General features: G+C 67.3%; 20 protein-coding genes and 1 pseudogene. 9 read left to right on the top strand and 12 right to left on the bottom strand.

Annotated features, from left to right (window positions below):
- Positions 1–29: 29 nt before the first annotated feature.
- A complete protein-coding gene (locus ACEN8G_RS12255) occupies positions 30–266 on the top strand; it encodes a hypothetical protein (protein ID WP_413415488.1) in 237 nt (78 codons plus the stop codon).
- Here the strand turns inward: ACEN8G_RS12255 and ACEN8G_RS12250 are convergent.
- Together ACEN8G_RS12250 and ACEN8G_RS12245 are read right to left on the bottom strand one after the other, a co-directional pair.
- Entirely contained in the window at positions 263–2,626 is a 2,364-nt protein-coding gene (locus tag ACEN8G_RS12250; protein ID WP_413415487.1) for a putative bifunctional diguanylate cyclase/phosphodiesterase, read from the bottom strand. The two genes, ACEN8G_RS12255 and ACEN8G_RS12250, sit on opposite strands and share 4 nt — an antisense overlap.
- A 477-nt stretch (positions 2,627–3,103) precedes the next feature.
- Positions 3,104–4,471: a carotenoid oxygenase family protein gene (locus ACEN8G_RS12245; RefSeq protein WP_413419339.1), complete on the bottom strand. Its 1,368-nt coding sequence runs from the start codon at positions 4,469–4,471 to the stop codon at positions 3,104–3,106.
- Between the two features lie 43 nt (positions 4,472–4,514).
- Between ACEN8G_RS12245 and ACEN8G_RS12240 the strand changes: the two genes are divergently transcribed.
- Positions 4,515–5,084: a TetR/AcrR family transcriptional regulator gene (locus tag ACEN8G_RS12240; protein WP_413419341.1), complete on the top strand. Its 570-nt coding sequence runs from the start codon at positions 4,515–4,517 to the stop codon at positions 5,082–5,084.
- Positions 5,085–5,582: 498 nt separating this feature from the next.
- On the opposite strand, the gene ACEN8G_RS12235 is transcribed toward ACEN8G_RS12240, so the two are convergent.
- The gene (locus tag ACEN8G_RS12235) at positions 5,583–7,355 is read right to left on the bottom strand and encodes a fatty acyl-AMP ligase (protein WP_413416633.1); all 1,773 of its coding nucleotides are present in this window, start codon (positions 7,353–7,355) and stop codon (positions 5,583–5,585) included.
- Between the two features lie 304 nt (positions 7,356–7,659).
- Between ACEN8G_RS12235 and ACEN8G_RS12230 the strand changes: the two genes are divergently transcribed.
- The 5 genes and pseudogenes from ACEN8G_RS12230 to ACEN8G_RS12210 all read left to right on the top strand — a co-directional run.
- The gene (locus tag ACEN8G_RS12230) at positions 7,660–8,013 is read left to right on the top strand and encodes a regulatory protein RecX (RefSeq protein ID WP_413740573.1); all 354 of its coding nucleotides are present in this window, start codon (positions 7,660–7,662) and stop codon (positions 8,011–8,013) included.
- A gap of 71 nt (positions 8,014–8,084) precedes the next feature.
- Complete coding sequence (locus ACEN8G_RS12225) at positions 8,085–8,669, top strand: cold-shock protein (RefSeq protein WP_413416629.1); 585 nt, start codon at positions 8,085–8,087, stop codon at positions 8,667–8,669.
- Between the two features lie 4 nt (positions 8,670–8,673).
- Positions 8,674–9,162, top strand: coding sequence for a DUF192 domain-containing protein (locus ACEN8G_RS12220; protein ID WP_413416627.1), 489 nt, complete (start codon positions 8,674–8,676; stop codon positions 9,160–9,162).
- 41 nt (positions 9,163–9,203) lie between these two features.
- Entirely contained in the window at positions 9,204–9,596 is a 393-nt protein-coding gene (locus tag ACEN8G_RS12215; protein ID WP_413416625.1) for an NADH:ubiquinone oxidoreductase subunit NDUFA12, read from the top strand.
- A pseudogene (locus ACEN8G_RS12210) lies at positions 9,593–10,024 on the top strand (DUF2155 domain-containing protein); the annotation flags it as partial. The gene ACEN8G_RS12215 and the pseudogene ACEN8G_RS12210, both read left to right, overlap by 4 nt.
- Before the next feature lie 35 nt (positions 10,025–10,059).
- On the opposite strand, the gene aat reads toward ACEN8G_RS12210, so the two are convergent.
- The 4 genes from aat to ACEN8G_RS12190 all read right to left on the bottom strand — a co-directional run bounded on the left by aat (position 10,060) and on the right by ACEN8G_RS12190 (position 13,556).
- Entirely contained in the window at positions 10,060–10,815 is a 756-nt protein-coding gene (gene aat / locus ACEN8G_RS12205; protein WP_413416623.1) for a leucyl/phenylalanyl-tRNA--protein transferase, read from the bottom strand.
- Complete coding sequence (locus ACEN8G_RS12200) at positions 10,812–11,546, bottom strand: ParA family protein (RefSeq protein ID WP_413416621.1); 735 nt, start codon at positions 11,544–11,546, stop codon at positions 10,812–10,814. Before ACEN8G_RS12200 ends, aat begins: the two co-directional genes overlap by 4 nt.
- An 89-nt stretch (positions 11,547–11,635) precedes the next feature.
- Entirely contained in the window at positions 11,636–11,983 is a 348-nt protein-coding gene (locus ACEN8G_RS12195; RefSeq protein WP_413416619.1) for a hypothetical protein, read from the bottom strand.
- A gap of 157 nt (positions 11,984–12,140) precedes the next feature.
- Positions 12,141–13,556 carry a type VI secretion protein ImpB gene (locus tag ACEN8G_RS12190; protein ID WP_413416617.1) on the bottom strand — a complete coding sequence of 472 codons (1,416 nt, stop codon included), beginning with the start codon at positions 13,554–13,556 and terminating at the stop codon, positions 12,141–12,143.
- Positions 13,557–13,673: 117 nt separating this feature from the next.
- Between ACEN8G_RS12190 and ACEN8G_RS12185 the strand changes: the two genes are divergently transcribed.
- Complete coding sequence (locus ACEN8G_RS12185) at positions 13,674–14,183, top strand: hypothetical protein (RefSeq protein ID WP_413416615.1); 510 nt, start codon at positions 13,674–13,676, stop codon at positions 14,181–14,183.
- Between the two features lie 21 nt (positions 14,184–14,204).
- Here ACEN8G_RS12185 and ACEN8G_RS12180 read toward each other — a convergent pair whose 3' ends face one another.
- Genes ACEN8G_RS12180 through ACEN8G_RS12170 form a run of 3 tightly spaced genes read right to left on the bottom strand, consistent with a single transcriptional unit; the run spans position 14,205 to position 15,351 of the window.
- The gene (locus tag ACEN8G_RS12180) at positions 14,205–14,702 is read right to left on the bottom strand and encodes a DNA-deoxyinosine glycosylase (protein ID WP_413416613.1); all 498 of its coding nucleotides are present in this window, start codon (positions 14,700–14,702) and stop codon (positions 14,205–14,207) included.
- Positions 14,699–15,088 carry a type II toxin-antitoxin system VapC family toxin gene (locus tag ACEN8G_RS12175; RefSeq protein ID WP_413416611.1) on the bottom strand — a complete coding sequence of 130 codons (390 nt, stop codon included), beginning with the start codon at positions 15,086–15,088 and terminating at the stop codon, positions 14,699–14,701. The genes ACEN8G_RS12180 and ACEN8G_RS12175 overlap by 4 nt, the downstream gene beginning before the upstream one ends.
- Positions 15,085–15,351, bottom strand: coding sequence for a type II toxin-antitoxin system VapB family antitoxin (locus tag ACEN8G_RS12170; RefSeq protein ID WP_413416609.1), 267 nt, complete (start codon positions 15,349–15,351; stop codon positions 15,085–15,087). Before ACEN8G_RS12170 ends, ACEN8G_RS12175 begins: the two co-directional genes overlap by 4 nt.
- 69 nt (positions 15,352–15,420) lie before the next feature.
- Here ACEN8G_RS12170 and ACEN8G_RS12165 point away from each other — a divergent pair, with 69 nt between their 5' ends.
- Entirely contained in the window at positions 15,421–15,753 is a 333-nt protein-coding gene (locus tag ACEN8G_RS12165) for an Mpo1-like protein (RefSeq protein ID WP_413416607.1), read from the top strand.
- On the opposite strand, the gene ACEN8G_RS12160 is transcribed toward ACEN8G_RS12165, so the two are convergent.
- Together ACEN8G_RS12160 and ACEN8G_RS12155 are read right to left on the bottom strand one after the other, a co-directional pair.
- Positions 15,750–16,217, bottom strand: a complete 468-nt coding sequence (locus ACEN8G_RS12160) for a hypothetical protein (protein ID WP_307120569.1) — start codon at positions 16,215–16,217, stop codon at positions 15,750–15,752. The genes ACEN8G_RS12165 and ACEN8G_RS12160 overlap by 4 nt on opposite strands.
- A gap of 133 nt (positions 16,218–16,350) precedes the next feature.
- Entirely contained in the window at positions 16,351–16,554 is a 204-nt protein-coding gene (locus ACEN8G_RS12155; protein WP_413416605.1) for a hypothetical protein, read from the bottom strand.
- Positions 16,555–16,667 lie beyond the last annotated feature (113 nt).

Genomic DNA, 16,667 nt, shown 5'->3' with positions numbered 1-16,667 from the left:
GTCTGCGCGACCGGCATGGGAGCAGCGGAATGACCGAAATCGGGGATGTGGTGCACGATCTGCGGGTGCAGCTGCGCCAGCTGGACGGAGAGATCGCCACGCGCGTGAACGAGGTCCGCCAGGGCCTGCTGGTCCAGCGCGAGCTCGACGCCCTGATCGAGCGCCGCAATAGCGCCTATCAGCGGCTCATCACGATCCAGAGCGCCATGGGCGTGCCCGTGACCCACATGATCAATGACCTCAGCGAGTTCGGCGGTACGCGCTAGGCCGCTGCGCTGGCCCCGCCCTGCGGGCTGATCGCCAGCACGCGTGCTTCCTGCACAGGCAGCGGGCGGCCGAAATAATAGCCCTGCACCTTGGTGCAGCCGAGCTGCTGGACCATGTGGTGCTCCTCCTCGGTCTCGACGCCCTCGGCCGTGGTGGCCATGCCCAGGCTGTCGGCGAGCGCCACCACCGCGCGGATGATCGCGATCGCCTCCTTGGTGCCCTTGGACGCGCCCTGCACGAAGCTGCGGTCGATCTTGATCGAGCTGAACCTGGTGTGCGCCAGATAGCCGAGCGAGGAATAGCCGGTGCCGAAATCGTCCAGGCTCAGCCGCACGCCCAGCTCCAGCACCTTCTCCAGCACATGGATCGCCTGGGTGCCCTCGCGCATGAACACGCTCTCGGTCACTTCCAGCTCGAGCCGCTCGGCCGGCAGGCCCGACTGGGCGAGCGCCTGCGCCACCATCGTCGCGAAGCTCGGCGAATGGAGCTGCTCGGGGCTGACGTTCACCGCCACGCGCACGCTCGAATCCCACTGCGCCGCCTCGTCGCAGGCGGTGCGCAGCACCCATTCGCCGATCTGCGGGATCAGCCGGGCATCCTCGGCCAGCGGCACGAACTTGGCGGGGGAGACCACGCCGAACTCGGGATGCGTCCAGCGCAGCAGCGCCTCGAAGCCCATCAGCCCGCCGGTCGCGGCGTTCACCACCGGCTGGTAGTTGAGGTGCATCTCGCCATTCTCGACCGCGCCGCGCAGCGCGATCTCGAGCACGCGGCGCTCCTCGGCGGCCATGTGGAGCTGCGGCTCGTAGCAATGGAAGGCGCCGCCGCCGGTATCCTTGGAGCGATAGAGCGCCAGGTCGGCCGAGCGGATCAGCATCTCGGCGGTACGGCCGTCGCGCGGGCCGACGGCAAGGCCCACCGAGGCGCCGATGAACAGCGTGTTCTGGTCGATCTCATAGGGGCGCGAGACCGTGTCGATGATCGCCTGGGCCAGCCGCTCGATGCCGGCGGTGTCGGTCGCGTCGCGCACCACCACCGCGAACTCGTCGCCGCCCAGCCGCCCGACCATCTCGTTCTCGCTCATCAGATGCTTGAGCCGCTCGGAGACGCGCATCAGCAGCCGGTCGCCCACCGGATGGCCCAGCGTGTCGTTCACTGCCTTGAAGCGATCGAGGTCGATCATCATGAAGGCGCAGCGCGAGCCCCATTTCTCTGCTTCGCCCATCGCCCGGGCCAGCGTCTCGTTGAGCAGCAGGCGGTTGGGCAGGCCGGTCAGCGTGTCGAAGCGCGCCATCTTGCTGATCTGGTCGGCCGACTTGCGCGCCTCGGTCACGTCCGAGCCGACGCCGCGAAAGCCGATGAACGCGTTCGCATCGTCATAGCGCGGGCTCGCCGACATCTCCCACCAGCGCTCCTCGCCATGGACGAGCACGGGAAGCAGAAGGTCGTGGAACGGCTCGCGCGTCTTCAGCTTCTCGGCCAGCTCGCGCAGCCCGGCGGCGAAATTGCCGTCTTCCCAGGTCGGCCCGGCCAGCACCTGGAGGAAGGGCATGCCGTTGATCGCCTTGGGATCGAGGCCCAGCGACTTGGAAAAGCGCGGATTGGCGCGGGCCACGCGGCGCTGCGCGTCGATTTCCCACAGCCAGTCGGCTTCCCCGTCACGCTCGCCTTCGCGCAGGAGCAGGCTCAAAGTCTCGTCGCGCTCGGCGATGGCGATCTCGCCGGCGCGGATCACCACCAGCGCCTTGCCGCGGGCGAAGGTCGCCATGGCGAGCAGCACGGTAAAGATCGCGGAGGCGGCCGCCAGCATCGGCGAGGCGATCAGCGACAAGGTCACCACCAGCGCGCCGCCGACGATCGAGACGAAAATGATGGTGGCGAGCGGCAGCGCGGCCATCGCCACGGCGCTCGCGGTCATCAGCAGCGACAGGACGATCCACAGGCCGAGCGCGGCATTGGCATCGACCGCATGGCCGAAGGCGAGCGGCGCGATCGACCAGACCGCGCCCAGTGCGATACCGTCGAGCACCGTGTCGCGCACGTCGCTCAGCGGGGCGGTCACTGCCTCGCGGTGACGCCTGGCGAGCCGGCGAAAGGCGACGGCGGCGCCGACCGCGGCGACGATCGCGCTCCAGCTCGCAAGCTGCCACAGCGGCACCAGCGGCGCGAGGATCATCGTGACGAGCGAGGCGCCGATCACATTGGCGGCGAGCATGAACAGCGCCAGCTGGCTGCCGGCATGGAGCTGGGCAGCACGGATCGGCCCCCAGTCGGTGGTGTCCGCCGGGTCGTACAGGCCCAGAAGCGCACGCGCATCGATGCGCGGCCGGGCGAATTGCGAGGTCGTCTGGCTGTTCACCCGGAGAATGTAGCCCAGCGCTGGTTAGCGAGTGGTTAGGCCGGGGAGGGCGGAATGCGGATTTTTCCGCGCAGATCGCTGCCAAACCCCGTCATGCTGAACTCGTTTCGGCATCCAAGGTGCGGCAGGCCGTATCGCTTGATTGGGTAGGGCACAGCCAAAGCTTGGCCCGTGAAACACGTTGACGTTTACCCCCGCTGGAACACGGCTCTCTGCCCGTCATCCCCGCGAAGGCGGGGATCCAGGGTCACGAAGGGCGTTGCTCCGCCACTCTGGATCCCCGCCTTCGCGGGGATGACGGAAAGAGGAGGGCACCCCTCTGTCTCCCCTCCCTGGAAGGGAGGGGCTGGGGGTGGGTATTTGACCGCGCGACGGTGAGTCTATGCGGTCGGTGACAGTATCGCCCGGACCCGACCCACCCCGACCCCTCCCTTACAGGGAGGGGAGAATTATCTTCCAGGAGGGGAGCAACCTCACTCACCCCGCGATCCAGTTCCCATGGAACCCCGGCGGCACGCGGTGCGGCAGCCGCACGCTCGCCACCGGTTCGCCGTCGAAGTCGCGCGCGTCGAGGATCACCAGGTCGGTGGTCTCGTGCGGCAGGTCGATCACCAGCCCGATCAGCCAGCCCTCGTCCTCGCCGGCATCGGGCGCGGCCGGGACGAAGACGAACTCGCCCGGATGCCGGCCCGCGCCGAACTCGTGCACCTGGCGCGTTCCCGCCTCCAGGTCATGCTTGTAGAGCCGCGTGCCCGCGATCGCGAACCGGTCCTCTGCCAGCGCCATCGTATAGGCATAGCGATAGGGCTGGCCGAAGCGCCGCTCGTCCGGCCGCGGGAACTCCTGGGGCGACGCATCGAGCATGTGCCGCTCCGCGGTGCCCGCCACCGGATCGAGGATGAAGCGCTCCAGCCCGCGCGGATTCTGGTCGGGCCCGCCGGGCTCGCCGGCGAACATGCTGTCATAGGTCACCGCGTCGAGCACCACCCGGCCATCGGGCTGGTCATAGGCGTTGGCGGTGTGGAAGATGTAGCAGCGCTCGATCTCGATCCAGATCGTATCCTCGCCGCGGCCGTCGCGGGCGAGCAGGCCGATCCGGGCGCGATGCTCGGGGTTCCAGCGATAGGGATAGCGAGTGCCGCGCATCGCCTCGGCCAGCGAGAAAGTCACCGGCAGGTCCATCACCACCGCATAGCGCGCGGTGAAGGCGCAGTCGTGGATCGAGGGGCCGTGCTCCACGGCGATCGGCTCCTCGCGCACCACCTTGCCCTCGGGCGAGATCACGACGTGATGGACCAGGTTCGGCGCCATCGCGGCATAGGTGATCGCATGCTGTTCGCCGGTCCGCGGATCGCGGTGGGGATGCGCGGTGAAGGTGCCGGCCAGCGTGCCGCCGAAATCGCTATAGGCCTGCTTCTCCATGTCGCGCGACAGCGTCACCGGCGTGCTGCCGGCCTCGACCAGCGCGAGGATGTCGCCGGCGATCTCCAGCACATTGGTGTTCACCGTGTCGAAGCCGCCATGGCGCGGGCCGGGGGCGGGGGCCTCGCCCAGTGCCGCGGCGGCAGGGGTCGAGCGGATCCAGCGGTTGCGGTACCAGCTCGCCTTGCCGTCCCGGATCGCCAGGCCGTGGACCATGCCGTCGCCGATGAACCAGTGATAGCCCTTCGGATCGGGCTTCACCGGATTGGGGCCGATGCGCATATATTGCCCGTTCAGCGCCGGCGGTATCGTGCCGGTGGCGGGAAGGTCGGTTAGGGTCAGCTCCGCGCGCATCGGCGTGTGGATGCCGGTGAGGAAGGGGTGGTCGGTCGTGTCGTCGAGCAATTCGGTCGCGCTTGCCATTGCCGCCTCCTGGCTTATGTTTACAGCGTTCACATAACGGGCGATGATAACAGTGTCAACATCCGAGGCCGGCAAGGCCTATCATCATGGCGATCTGCGCGCGGCGGCGATCGAGGCCGGGCTCAAGCTGCTCGAGACGCGCACCGCCGACGATCTCGGCCTGCGCGAGATCGCGCGCACCGTCGGCGTCAGCGCGACGGCGCTCTACCGGCACTTCCCCGACAAGAAGGCGCTGATGACTGCGCTGGCCGGGGAGGGGCTGCGGCGCCTGTCCGACGCGCAGCACGAAGCGGCCGAGCGTGCCGGCGGCGGCAAGGCGGGCTTCGCGGCGACCGGCGCGGCCTATGTCCGCTTCGCGCTCGCCAATCCGGCGCTGTTCCGGCTGATCTTCGCCAATCCGGAGATGGATTCCTCGGCGCTGTCGCACGAGGATGGCGCGATGGCCTTCCTCAAGGAAAATGCCCGCGCCGCGGCGGCCGAGCATGGCGGCGACGCCGAGGTGATCGTCTTCCACGCCTGGTCCTGCGCCCACGGCCTGGCAATGCTGATGCTCGACGGGCAGATCCCCGCGGACGACGCGATCATCGACCGGGTGGTGGGCGGGAAGTGGTGACTTCCCCTTCTTATTCCCCTCCCTGCAAGGGAGGGGCTAGGGGTGGGTGGAGGCTTGGCGATACGACCACCGATCGCCTGATCTCGTCGTATCGCGTACATCGACCCACCCCAGCCCCTCCCTTGCAGGGAGGGGAGATGCATCTTGCAATGTAGGATTTTGCCTGTTTGCCTGACGCAGCCGGGCCCTGGCTCCGGCCGCTCTTTCACGCTGTTGGAAAAATAGGATCACGCCCGCGCAAGGATATTGCGAGATGCGCGGCGTTTCCGGGAAAAGAGGGAAAATAAGCCCCGCAAAAACCGGCTTTTGCCGTGTACTTCGTGGACTTAGGCGAGTCGGCTGCGGCGCCCGCATAGAAAAGGCCGGAAGTTCCCCGGCGAAGGCCGGGGCCCAGTCGCGGCGAACGCGGAGAGGCGGGTAAACCTCTCCTGCGACATCGCAACTGGCCCCGGCCTTCGCCGGGGAACAGTGTTTCGATGGATAGAAGTGGGCGAGCCCTTACGCGGCGAGCGCGTAGGGCTTGATCTCGCCGTTCAGGTAGAGGTTCCGTGCCTTGGCACGCGAAAGCTTGCCCGAGCTGGTGCGCGGCAGGGTGCGCGGCGGGACCAGCTCGATCACGCAGTTCATGCCGGTCACTGAGCGGACGCGCTCGCGAATCTCGTCGCGCAGGCGCAGGCGCTCGGCCTCGTCCGAAGTGCGGCACTGGACCAGCACCGCCGGCGTTTCCTCGCCGCCGGGCGTGGTGATCGCGAAGGCGGCAACGTCGCCCTGCTTGAACGCCGGCAGCTGCTCCACGGCCCATTCGATGTCCTGGGGCCAGTGGTTCTTGCCGTTGATGATGATCATGTCCTTGGCGCGGCCGACGATGTAGATATAGCCGTCGCTCATGTAGCCCATGTCGCCGGTGTCGAGCCAACCGTCCTTCAGGCAGGCGTCGGTCGATTCCTGGTCGCGGAAATAGCCGACCATGACCGACGGGCCCTTGCACCAGACCTTGCCGATCGCCTTTTCGGGAAGCGGCGTGCCGTCTTCCTCGCGGATCTCGATCGTCATGTCGCGCGCAGGAACGCCGCAATTGACGATCGCGCGGAAGCGCTGCGGGCGGTCGCCGCGCGCGACTTCGCCGCCCGAGAGCTGGGTCTCCTCGACCAGCTCGACCACGATGCCTTCGCCCGGCGGCATGATCGAGACGGCAAGCGTCGCCTCGGCCAGGCCATAGCTCGGCAGGAAGGCGGAGGCCTTGAAGCCCGCATCGGCGAAGGCGTCGACGAACGACTGCATCACGTCCGGACGGATCATGTCGGCGCCGTTGCCGGCGACGCGCCAGCGGCTCAGGTCGAAGCGGTCGCTGGCCTTGGTCTGGCTCGACATGCGGCGGGCGCAGATGTCGTAGCCGAAGGTCGGCGAATAGCTGAGCGTGTTGCCCTGGTTGCGGCTGATCAGGTCGAGCCAGGCGAGCGGGCGCCGGGCGAAGTCCTCGGTCTTCAGGTAATCGGTCGACACCTGGTTGGCGACGACCGAGAGGAAGCAGCCGACCAAGCCCATGTCGTGGTACCAGGGTAGCCACGAGACGCAGCGGTCGCCCGTGGTCACGTTCATGCCGTGGCTGTGCGCGGCCAGGTTGTTGAGCAGCGCGTGGTGGGTGATCACCACGCCGTGCGGGAAGCGCGTCGAGCCGCTCGAATATTGCAGATAGGCGATGTCCTCGCCCTTCGATTCGGGCAGCGCCGTCGGCGTTGCGTCGCGCTGGCCGAACTCGGCCCAGTCCACGCCCGGCACGTCGCGGCCGCGCGCGGCTTCGGCGCACATCGCGCCGATCTCGGGCGGGTAGAACAGCATGCTCGGGTCGCAGCTCTGCAGCTGGACGGTCAGCTGGTCGATATACGACTGGGCGCCGCCGAAACTGGTCGGCAGCGGCAGCGGCACCGGCCAGGCGCCGGCATAGACGCAGCCGAAGAAGAGCGAGGCGAACTCGGTGCCCGTCTCCGCGATCAGCGCGATGCGATCGCCGGGCTTCACGCCGGCGGCGACCAGGCGATAGGCCTGGTTCAGCGCGTCGGTACGCAGCTCCGCAAAGGGATAGGGGCGCACGAGGTTGCCGCGCGCATCGTGGAAGTTGAGCCCGCGTATGCCCTGGGCGGCATAGTCGAGCGCATCGCCCAGCGTTTCGAAGTCCGCGAGGCGACGCGGCAGGCTGTCATCGGTCGGCGTGGGCGCGAGCGTTCCCGCTTCCCTTTCAGCCTCTAGCGATCCCGTAACGTCCAATACCATTCTTTATTCCGTGCCCCTGCGTGGTAGCCAACGTCGTGCCCCCACGACGAATTTTTTGAGGCTAGCCTCTGCTACGCACTGTCGTTCAAAATCGGTTGCCACTGTGGCACAATCATGGCGCATGCCTGTCCCGAGACGCCCCCTGCCACCGCTGAATAGCGCCGATCTGGAGCGTTTCGCGCTCCGCTATGTCGAACGTTACGCTACGACAAGGGCCAAACTTGTCGCCTATCTGTCCCGAAAATTGCGGGAGCGGGGCTGGGACGGCGAAAAATCGCCTGATCCCGAAGGCTTGGCGGAGCGGATGGCCGGGCTCGGCTATGTCAACGACCGGCTCTATGCCGAATCCAAGGCCGGGGCGATGGCGCGCCGCGGCCTGGGCGCCCGCCGGGTCCGCGAGGCGTTGCGCTTCGCCGGGGTCGAGGAGGAGGACGCCGCGGCGCTGGCGCCCTCGATCGAGGCGGAGGAAGTGACCAGTGCGATCGCCTTCGCGAAGCGCAAGCGGATCGGTCCCTTTGGCCGGGAGGTGGCGGAGCGGCCGCTCCAGGAGAAGCAGATGGTGGCGATGATCCGCGCAGGCCATGCGCCGGGACTGGCCCGTGCGATCGTCCGGATGGCGCCGGGGGATGACCCGGAAGCCATATTGGGACCCGGTTGAAACGAGCCGGTCACAAAGGCAATTCCATATGGAAAATACTATGTTAAGATGACCCTCCGGGGGAACAGAAAATGCGTGCTGACCAACAGGTGGCGCAGAACGACTATACAGACACGCCGAACTTGGACGGGGGGATTGGCGAGGACCGGACGGACGAAGGTCAGGTCTTTGCCGGTGTCGTGAAATGGTTCGATGTAACGCGTGGCTTTGGCTTTCTCGTCGCTGACGACGTCGCCGTGGGCGACATTCTCATTCACTTCACCGTGTTGCAGGAACATGGCCGCCGCTCGCTGCCCGAGGGGGCTCGGGTGGAGTGCACCGCCGTCAAGCGGCAGCGGGGCCTGCAGGCGAAGGAGATTCTCTCGATCGACCTCAGTGAGGCGGTCGAGGCGCCGAAGCGCCCGGCCGACCGGGTCGACCGGCTGCGGATGATCGATTCGGCTGGTCCGTTCGAGCCGGTGTCGGTGAAATGGTTCAATCGGCTGAAGGGATACGGATTCCTCGTGCGCGAGTCCGACTCGGCCGATATATTCGTCCATATGGAGACCTTGCGCCGCGCCGAGATCGAGGAGGTCGAGCCCGGCCAGCCGCTCGTCGCGCGCATCGTCGATGGCGAAAAAGGGCCGCTCGCGGTGGCGGTCGAAAGGACCAGCTGAGACAATGAAGTTCGTGCGTGGGTTGGGAGTGGCGCTTGCCGCTGCGGTGTTGCTCGTCCCCGGCGCGGCGCTGGTCGCCGCGGAATCCGTCCCCGTGGCGGCGCAGGCGGTGAAGAAGACCGAAGTCACGGTCGAGAGCGCCAATGGCCCACATGTCTTCCATGTCGAGCTGGCCCGCACCACCGAGGAGCAGGAGCGGGGGCTGATGTTCCGCACCAATATCCCTCAGGACGGTGGCATGCTCTTCACGCCCTATCCGGCGGAGGGCCCGCCGCGCGAGGCGAGCTTCTGGATGAAGAACACGCCCACCGCGCTCGACATCCTGTTCATCCGCGGCGACGGCACGATCGCCCGCATCGGCGAGAATGCGGCGCCCTTCTCGGAGGACACCGTGAAGTCGGGCGAGCCGGTGGAGGCGGTGCTCGAGATCAACGCCGGCGTCTCGGCGAAGCTCGGCATCAAGGCGGGCGACAAGGTGCGCTGGGCGAAGTAGTAAGGATTGCCTCGCCCCGCGCTCCCCGCTAATCGGCGGCCATGGGTCTCAATCTCAATCCCTTCACCTGGTGGAACGGCGCCACCTTCGGCACCTGGATGGGCCTGCGCGGCAAGACGCGCGTGGGCGAGGACGATCTGGGCAACGTCTATTATGAGGGCGGCCATGACCCCAACGGCATTCCGCGCCGCTGGGTGATCTACAGCGGCTCGAACGATGCGAGCCGCGTGCCGCCCGAATGGTTCAGCTGGCTGCACCACCAGATCGATTCGGCGCCCGACCAGGCGCTGCCGGCGCCCAAGTCCTGGGAGATTCCGGCCGAGGCGAACCTCACCGGCTCGCAGCTCGCCTATCGCCCGAGCGGCGCGCTGGAGAAGGGCGGGCACCGCGCCCGCGCCACCGGCGACTATGAGGCCTGGACCCCCGGCGCATGACCGCACGCCGCGCCGGAGCCGCCGCGGCCGGGCTGTTGCTCGCGCTCGGCGCATGCTCGGGCGGCGGTAGCGGACCGACGAACAACACGGCTTCGGACGAGATCGTCACCACCGGCGACTCGGGCGGCCAGGCGGCCGACGTGATCACCGTCGACCGCGACGGCAAGGCGATCGAGGATGCTTCGGCGACGCCGATGAACGAGCGCGTCGCGGTGCTCGGCATCCTCAACAAGCGCAATGGCGAAGCCCGCGAGTTCAAGATGAAGCCGGGCCAGGCGGTGCGAATCGGCGACGTGATCGTCCGCCTCAAGGCCTGCGACAAGACCGCGCCCTGGGAAGCGGACCAGTTGACCGGCGCCTTCGTCCAGGTCGATGTGCTCGAAGTCGACAAGAAGTGGCACCGCGTCCATTCGGGCTGGCTGTTCGCGGAGCGCCCGGCGCTCAACGTCGTCCAGCACCCGATCTACGACGTCTGGCCCAAGAGCTGCGCGATGACCTTCCGCGACAGTGGCCCGGACACGGTGCCGGCGCCTGCTGCGGGCGGCTCGGGATCGGGCAATGCGTCGAGCGCGAAGAAGTCGCCGTCGACCGAAGGCGCGCCGGTCGCGAGCCCGGCCGCCGAATCGCCGAGCGCCCCGGCGAGTAACGCGACATAGTCGTCCCGAGGGATCTCGATCGCGCCGAGCGTCGAGAGATGCTCGGTGATGAACTGGCAATCCAACAGCGTGAACCCGCCGGCCTGCAGCCGTGCGACGAGGTGTGCGAAGGCGACCTTGGACGCGTTGGGCACGCGGGTGACCATAGATTCGCCGAAAAAGGCACGGCCGAGCGCCAGGCCGTATAGCCCGCCGGCAAGCGTCTCGCCGTCCCAGCATTCCACCGAATGGGCGAAGCCGCGGCGGTGCAGCTCGAGGAAGACCCGCTCGATCGGGCCATTGATCCAGGTATCCGGCCGGTCGGCGGCGCTTTCGGCGCAGAGCTGGATGATCCGCTCGAACGCGGCATCGACGGTCAGGCGGAAACGGCCCGACTGGATGACCTTCCTCAGCGAGCGCGAAAGGTGGAAGCCGCCCAGTGGCAGCACGCCGCGCAGCTTGGGCTCGACCCAATAGACGCTGGCCGCTGTGCGGTGATCGGCCATGGGGAAGACGCCCATGGCATAGGCGCGCAGCACCAGGTCGGGATCGAGTTCCTGCTGGGGCGGCTGGGCGCGGCTCAACGTTTCTTGCCCGCCAGCCGGCGCTCGATCGCCTGCCACAGCTCGGCAAAGGCCTGGGCGCCGGGGCTGCGCGGCGCGAAGCTGCCGACGGCGGCGCGATGGACGCTCATCGATTCGACGATGCTCGCCATCGGGATCACCGGCCAGTCGGGATGCGCGGCCACCGCTTCGGCATGGAGCTTGCGGCGGCGGTCGACCATCGAGTGGACCGGCAGCAACGACACCTTGCCGCCCTTGCGGGCCAGATGCGCCGAGACTTCCTCGAAGGCACGGGTGGAGAGCGGGGAAGGGATCACCGGCACGACGATCAGGTCGGCGGCACGCATCACCTGCTCGCTGGTCTCGGTCAGGCCCGGCGGGCAATCGAGCAGCATCCGGTCATAGGCCTTGTCGAGCTCGCCGAGCAGCTTGGCCAGCCGCTTCTTCTTGTCGAGCTCGTGGAAGGTGAGGTCGAGGCCGCGCAGCGAGGTGTCGGCGCCGATCAGGTCGAGCCGGTCGACCGCGGTGTGCTGGACCAGCCGGGTGGGGGCGACGTCCTTGGTGAAGATCGCCTGGGCCTGGTCGCGGGTCTTGCCCTGTGGCTCGATCAGGAAGGTGGAGGCGGCCTGGGGATCGAGGTCCCAGAGCAGGGTGCGGCGCGAGGAAAGCGTGGCGGAGGCCCAGGCCAGGTTGACCGCCATGGTCGTCTTACCGACGCCGCCCTTCAGGCTGTAGATCGCGACCGTTGCCACCTGGATTCGCTCCCTTCCGCTTCAAGCTCGCATGAAAAAGGGCCGGCGGGAATGCCCGCCGGCCCCTGATGGAATTCTCGATGCAGCGATCAGCCGTGGCAGGCGCGCGAGCCCTTGCCCGGAACTTCGATCGTGGCGTTCTTGGCGGTGCCGGTGACCTTGAAGCCGCCCTCGGCGACGAAGGGCTGACCGGCTTCCGGCGCCTTGAGCATGGTGCCCGGGCCGTCCTTGGTTTCCTTGATCAGGACCTGCTTGGCGCCCTTGTAGAAGTCGGCGAACACGACGCTGTTGTCCTTGCAGCGCATCGAGACCGAGGTTTCGATCGACGGCGGCAGCTCGACCTTCGGGGCGTTCTTCAGCGCTTCGGCCTGGGGATCGGGCGCGGTGCCCGACACTTCCTCAGGCTTGTTCTCACAGGCCGCGAGCGAAAGGAGCACGGCGGCGGCGGCAAAAATGGGGGCTTTGTTCATAGCGGGCGGGAGCTTTCGTTCACCAAGAAAGAATCGTCAAGCGATTCGTGTTATAGAGTTACATTACGATTGTGCGGCGCAGCATGATATCCGTAATGTTGCGATCCGATGACAGACACCGATGTCATTCATGGAATTCGCTCATTTCTGGAATACGTCCAAAAGCGATCTTTGTGCCTACCCGGTCGATTCTGCCGCCGTGCAGCGGCCCGACTGACACGGCATTGCGCCCGAACTTCTGGTTAATGCGGTCCATCGCGCGGCTGAGCGAGAGCGTCCGGGTCTCGCGGGCGAGCGGATCGTCGGGATCGAGCGCCGAGAACAGCGAGCCTTGCTCGCCCTCCACCGCCTCGATCTCGCACAGAGTGACCCCGACCATGCGCAGGCGGAACCCGCCAGGTCGGCGGCGCCCCGCTTCGGCCAGGCGGGGGAAGAGCTGGTCGAGCGCATGGAGCACGACGAAGCTGTCCTGCGTGCCCGGCAGCCGGATCGAGGCGCGCCAGTTGGACTTGTCGTCCTCGAACTTGCCGTGGAGCACCAGCAGCCGGGCGCGATAGCCCTTGCGGCGCAACCGACTGGCTGCCTTGAGCGCGAGGCGGCGCGCGGTGAGGCGGGTGGGCTCGAGCCCGCGCTTCTGCGGCGAGAGGACATGGCTGTGCCCGATCGTGCGGCTCTGGGCGGGCTTGTCGGGCAGCTCGACGCCGTGGAGCAGATACCAGAGCCGGTCGCCATTCACCCCGCCCCAGGCATTGCCGGCATCGCGCGGCCTGCGCGCGCAATATTGTCGGATGTCGAGGATCCCGTCCTGCGCGAGGCGCTTCTCCATCTTGGCGCCGATCCCAGCGATGTCGCGCAGACGCAGTGGATACAGACATTCAGGAAGGTTGCGCGCGCTGAGCACGACGAGCCCGTCGGGCTTCTGCATGTCCGAGGCGAGCTTGGCGAGGAGACGGTTGGGCGCGATGCCAACCGAACTGGTCAAACAGACGCCGACATTTGCACGGATGCCCGCCTTGATCCGGTGGGCGAGGGCGATCGCGGCCCGTTCGTCATTCTCATTGTCGAGCAGCCGGCAGGCGACTTCGTCGATCGAGCAGACATGGGTGACCGGAACATGCTTCCAGATCTCGGCCAGGATCGCTTCGTGGAACTCGACATATTTCTCGTGCCGGGCCGGGGTGATCAGCAGGTCGCGGCACAGCTGCTTGGCCTCCCAGACCGGCGTGCCGGTGGAGATGCCGTATCTCTTGGCCTCTACCGAGGCGGCGATGGCGACGGTGGTGTCGCTGTCGACCGGCGCGACGATCACCGGGCGCCCGCGCAGGGCCGGGTTCAGCTGCTGCTCGACACTGGCGAAATAGGAGTTGAGATCGAGGTACAGCCAGCGCAGCGGCCGGGGCGGAAAGGCGAGGATCGGGGCTGGAAGTTCACTAAGTTCACGACATCCACGCGCGAGGCCTTCCGCGCTGGTCCCCGGACGCGGCGAGGCGTCCCCGGCTGGACGGGGCGGCTCTGGATCGAAGGGAGTCGGATCGGCCATGAATGGAACAATACAGGAACATTATCTTGTAGGACAGCCGTAATGGGCCGGGAAATTTGCTTGCGGCTTGACCGTTGCAGCTCGGACCGCGCAGGGTCGATGCAGGAGGGATGGTCAATGCGCGCACTTGCCATTGCCGCGTTGCTCATGCTCGCGGCTTGCGGATCGGACGAGAAGGCCGAGGAGCCGGTCGCCAGGCCGAGTCCCAGGGGACCGCATCTGGGCGAGGTGCCGCTCGACAAGCCGCTGCGCGCCACCGACAACGCGCTGACCTGGTCGCTGGAGGTTGCGCCCGGTTCGATCACGCTCACGCGTTTTGCCGGGCGCGGTGCCGAGGGCAGCGTCACCCAATTCTATCCGGTGTCGCCCCAGGTCGATGCCGACAAGGCGGTGTGGAACACCAAGGACGTGGCCGGGGAGCCGGTGACGATCACCTTTACCAATGTCCATTGCACCGAGAGCGGCGATCCTGCGATCGAACGGCCGCTGACTGCGGATATGCGAATCGGTGAGAGGCAGTTCCATGGCTGTGCCGGGGAACGGCCGGCTGACGGGCTGAACTCGCAGCCTGTAGAGCCGGGAAATGCGGCGGATAATGCTGCGGATGCGGTGTCTAACACCCGCTAGATCGCGTCCCGCTGGAGCGGCTCATTCGAGCAGGCTGCGCAGCGCCTCCCATTGCGGCAGCTTCCTCTCGAAGCCGATTGTGTGGAGCGGGCTCGAGGAAGGCAGGGCGATGATCGCGTATCGGTCGGCAGCTTCGCCCAGCTGTTTCGTGCCGGTGCGGAAAGCGGTGCCGCCGTTGAACGCGATGGCGCGGAGATCGGGGAGGGTGGCGGCGAGCGCGGCGATGTCATGCCTCTCGACGTCGCGCAGCGCGGCGTCGGTGCTGCCGGTGCGGTGGGCGCTGGCGACGACGTCCCATAGCCCGACATGCGCGTCGCGCAGCGCGGCGAGACGGTCGGGATAGTCGAGGGTGGTCAGGTCGCGCCCTGCAGCGGGGGAGATCAGCCGCCAGAACTGGTTCTGCGGATGGGCATAGTAACGCTGCTCGGCGAGCGAGCGTTCGCCGGGGAGCGAGCCGAGGACGAGGAGGCGGGTGCGCGCATCGACGACGGGCGGGAAACTATGCTTGCGGTCGGTCACGCGGTGAGAATGTCGGTCAGCGCGAAATCGTCGCCCTTGCAGAGCAGGGGCTCGCTGGTCGCTTTGGCCAGGGCATAGGCGAAGCAATCGCCAAAGTTGAGGCGGGCGCGATGGCCGGAGCCTTGGCCATATTTGCGATAGGCTTGCTCGCCGAGCTTGGCCTGCTCCGCAGTGACAGGAGCGATCTCGATTGGAGCCAAGGCGAGCAGGGCATCGAGCTTGGCGCGGAGGATCGGATCGGCGCGGCGGGTGATGACCACGGTCAATTCGATCCAATTGCCTGCCGAAATGCGGCGGATGAAGTCGGACCGCAATTTGAGCGCGATCTCGGCCTGATCCGGCTCGTCCAGCAGGATCGCCATGATCGCCGACGTATCGACGATCACTTGGGGAGCCCATCCTCGTCGTAGATCTCGTCCATGATCTCCTTCGAGGTCTTGCCATGCCAGTCGGCCGGCATCGCCGCGCGGAACTCGCGACTGATCTCCTTGACCTTGGCGAGATAGCCCCGGGTCTCCTCCTCGCGCCGCTGCAACTCGTGCTCGAGCGCGGCGCGGATTGCCTGGGTGATCGGCTGGCCGGTAGCCTCGGCGAGTTCCCGTGCCAGGCGAATCGTCTCGGCATCCTTGATGTTGAGCTGCGCGCCCATCTTTCTACCTCCGGTGCCGGGCTTTCTACCATGGCTTGCACAGAGGCGAAACGGGTGTAGCTTCACGACATGGCAGACAAGATCACCCGCTATCGCGACTTCTGGCCCTTCTACCTGCGCGAGCATGCGAAGCCGTGGACGCGGGGGATGCACTATGTCGGCACGATCCTGACCCTGTGGTTCCTGCTGCTCGCGCTGGGCGGAGCGGGCTGGTGGTGGTGGCTGGCCATTCCGATTGCCGGCTATGGCTTTGCCTGGGCGGCGCATTTCGGCGTCGAGAAGAACCGGCCGGCGACCTTCACCTATCCGCTCTGGTCGCTGGTCTCCGACTATCGGATGTTCTTCCTGTGGTTCGGCGGCCGGCTCGACGCGCATCTGGCCCGGGCGGGCGTGCCAGCCTAGCCCTCGGCGAGCACCTTGCCGCCCAGCCGCGCCAGCGCGCCGCCCAGCGGGCTGCACGGATAGGGCATCGGCTCGGAGAGGAAGATCAGGTCGGCGGCGCCGTCATGCTCGGAGGCGAGCGCGGCGATCGGCTCGGCGATCTCGAAATGCAGGTCGGTGGAGGGGTGGGCGGCAAGCTCGGCCTGCCAGCGGGCGTGGCGGACGCCGGCGGTCCAGAGCGACACGCCGCGGCCCTCGATCGAGACGAAGCCCAGTTCGCGGGCCTTCTCGGCGGCGCGGAGAAGGCGGCCGCCATCGGCGCAGTCCAGGTCGAGCATGCGGACCGAGCGGTGGCCATGGTTGCGGAATTCGGCGAGTGCCCGGGCGATGCGGGCGTCGCAGGGGCCATGTCGCGATCCTCCGGGCTCGGTCGACAGGCCCGCGCGGCGCAGCAGGCCGCCGAGCGAGAATTGGGTTGCGGTCATTGGTCTTTCTCCTGGGAAACGGGGCGGGTCCTCAGCGACAGGGATCCCGGAATCCGGCGGTGGGATGGGGTGCGGCGCTCCGCGGCAAGCGGACGAGCAGCGCGCAGGCGAGCGCGACGATCGCGGTCATGCATCAGTGCGACAGGATCGAGTGGAGCGGCGCGGTGGCCAGCACCATGCGCGAGCCCGGAAAGGCGCGGCACTCGGACAGGGCGAAGCGGATCGCGGCATCGCGGGAACGGAACAGCCCCTCGAGCATGCCGTCCTGTTCCTGCACGACCCAGTGACCTTCGGTGTCCTGGCCGACGCGCAGGATATGTTCGGAACGCGAAACCATATGCACTCCTCAAGTGAACGGAGCGTCAGATAGGGTGGGGGTGCGTTAAGCTTCGAGACGAATTTCCAGGGCGGGCATAAGCGTTTCGTAAAGGTCGAAAGCGGGACTTCTCG

Origin of the sequence: Sphingomonas sp. Sphisp66, assembly GCF_047324325.1 — a bacterium.
Taxonomy (GTDB): domain Bacteria; phylum Pseudomonadota; class Alphaproteobacteria; order Sphingomonadales; family Sphingomonadaceae; genus Sphingomonas.
This window is presented reverse-complemented; position numbering and strand designations above follow the sequence as displayed.

Excerpts from the sequence above, each read along its gene's own strand:
- ACEN8G_RS12220 (WP_413416627.1), top strand. The coding sequence starts at position 8,674 with ATGAAGTTCGTGCGTGGGTTGGGAGTGGCGCTTGCCGCTGCGGTGTTG.
- ACEN8G_RS12190 (WP_413416617.1), bottom strand. The coding sequence starts at position 13,556 with ATGGCCGATCCGACTCCCTTCGATCCAGAGCCGCCCCGTCCAGCCGGG.
- ACEN8G_RS12230 (WP_413740573.1), top strand. The coding sequence starts at position 7,660 with ATGGCCGGGCTCGGCTATGTCAACGACCGGCTCTATGCCGAATCCAAG.
- ACEN8G_RS12245 (WP_413419339.1), bottom strand. The coding sequence starts at position 4,471 with ATGGCAAGCGCGACCGAATTGCTCGACGACACGACCGACCACCCCTTC.
- ACEN8G_RS12155 (WP_413416605.1), bottom strand. The coding sequence starts at position 16,554 with ATGGTTTCGCGTTCCGAACATATCCTGCGCGTCGGCCAGGACACCGAA.
- ACEN8G_RS12160 (WP_307120569.1), bottom strand. The coding sequence starts at position 16,217 with ATGACCGCAACCCAATTCTCGCTCGGCGGCCTGCTGCGCCGCGCGGGC.
- ACEN8G_RS12225 (WP_413416629.1), top strand. The coding sequence starts at position 8,085 with ATGCGTGCTGACCAACAGGTGGCGCAGAACGACTATACAGACACGCCG.
- ACEN8G_RS12255 (WP_413415488.1), top strand. The coding sequence starts at position 30 with ATGACCGAAATCGGGGATGTGGTGCACGATCTGCGGGTGCAGCTGCGC.
- ACEN8G_RS12215 (WP_413416625.1), top strand. The coding sequence starts at position 9,204 with ATGGGTCTCAATCTCAATCCCTTCACCTGGTGGAACGGCGCCACCTTC.
- ACEN8G_RS12170 (WP_413416609.1), bottom strand. The coding sequence starts at position 15,351 with ATGGGCGCGCAGCTCAACATCAAGGATGCCGAGACGATTCGCCTGGCA.
- ACEN8G_RS12240 (WP_413419341.1), top strand. The coding sequence starts at position 4,515 with ATGATAACAGTGTCAACATCCGAGGCCGGCAAGGCCTATCATCATGGC.
- ACEN8G_RS12165 (WP_413416607.1), top strand. The coding sequence starts at position 15,421 with ATGGCAGACAAGATCACCCGCTATCGCGACTTCTGGCCCTTCTACCTG.
- ACEN8G_RS12235 (WP_413416633.1), bottom strand. The coding sequence starts at position 7,355 with ATGGTATTGGACGTTACGGGATCGCTAGAGGCTGAAAGGGAAGCGGGA.
- ACEN8G_RS12185 (WP_413416615.1), top strand. The coding sequence starts at position 13,674 with ATGCGCGCACTTGCCATTGCCGCGTTGCTCATGCTCGCGGCTTGCGGA.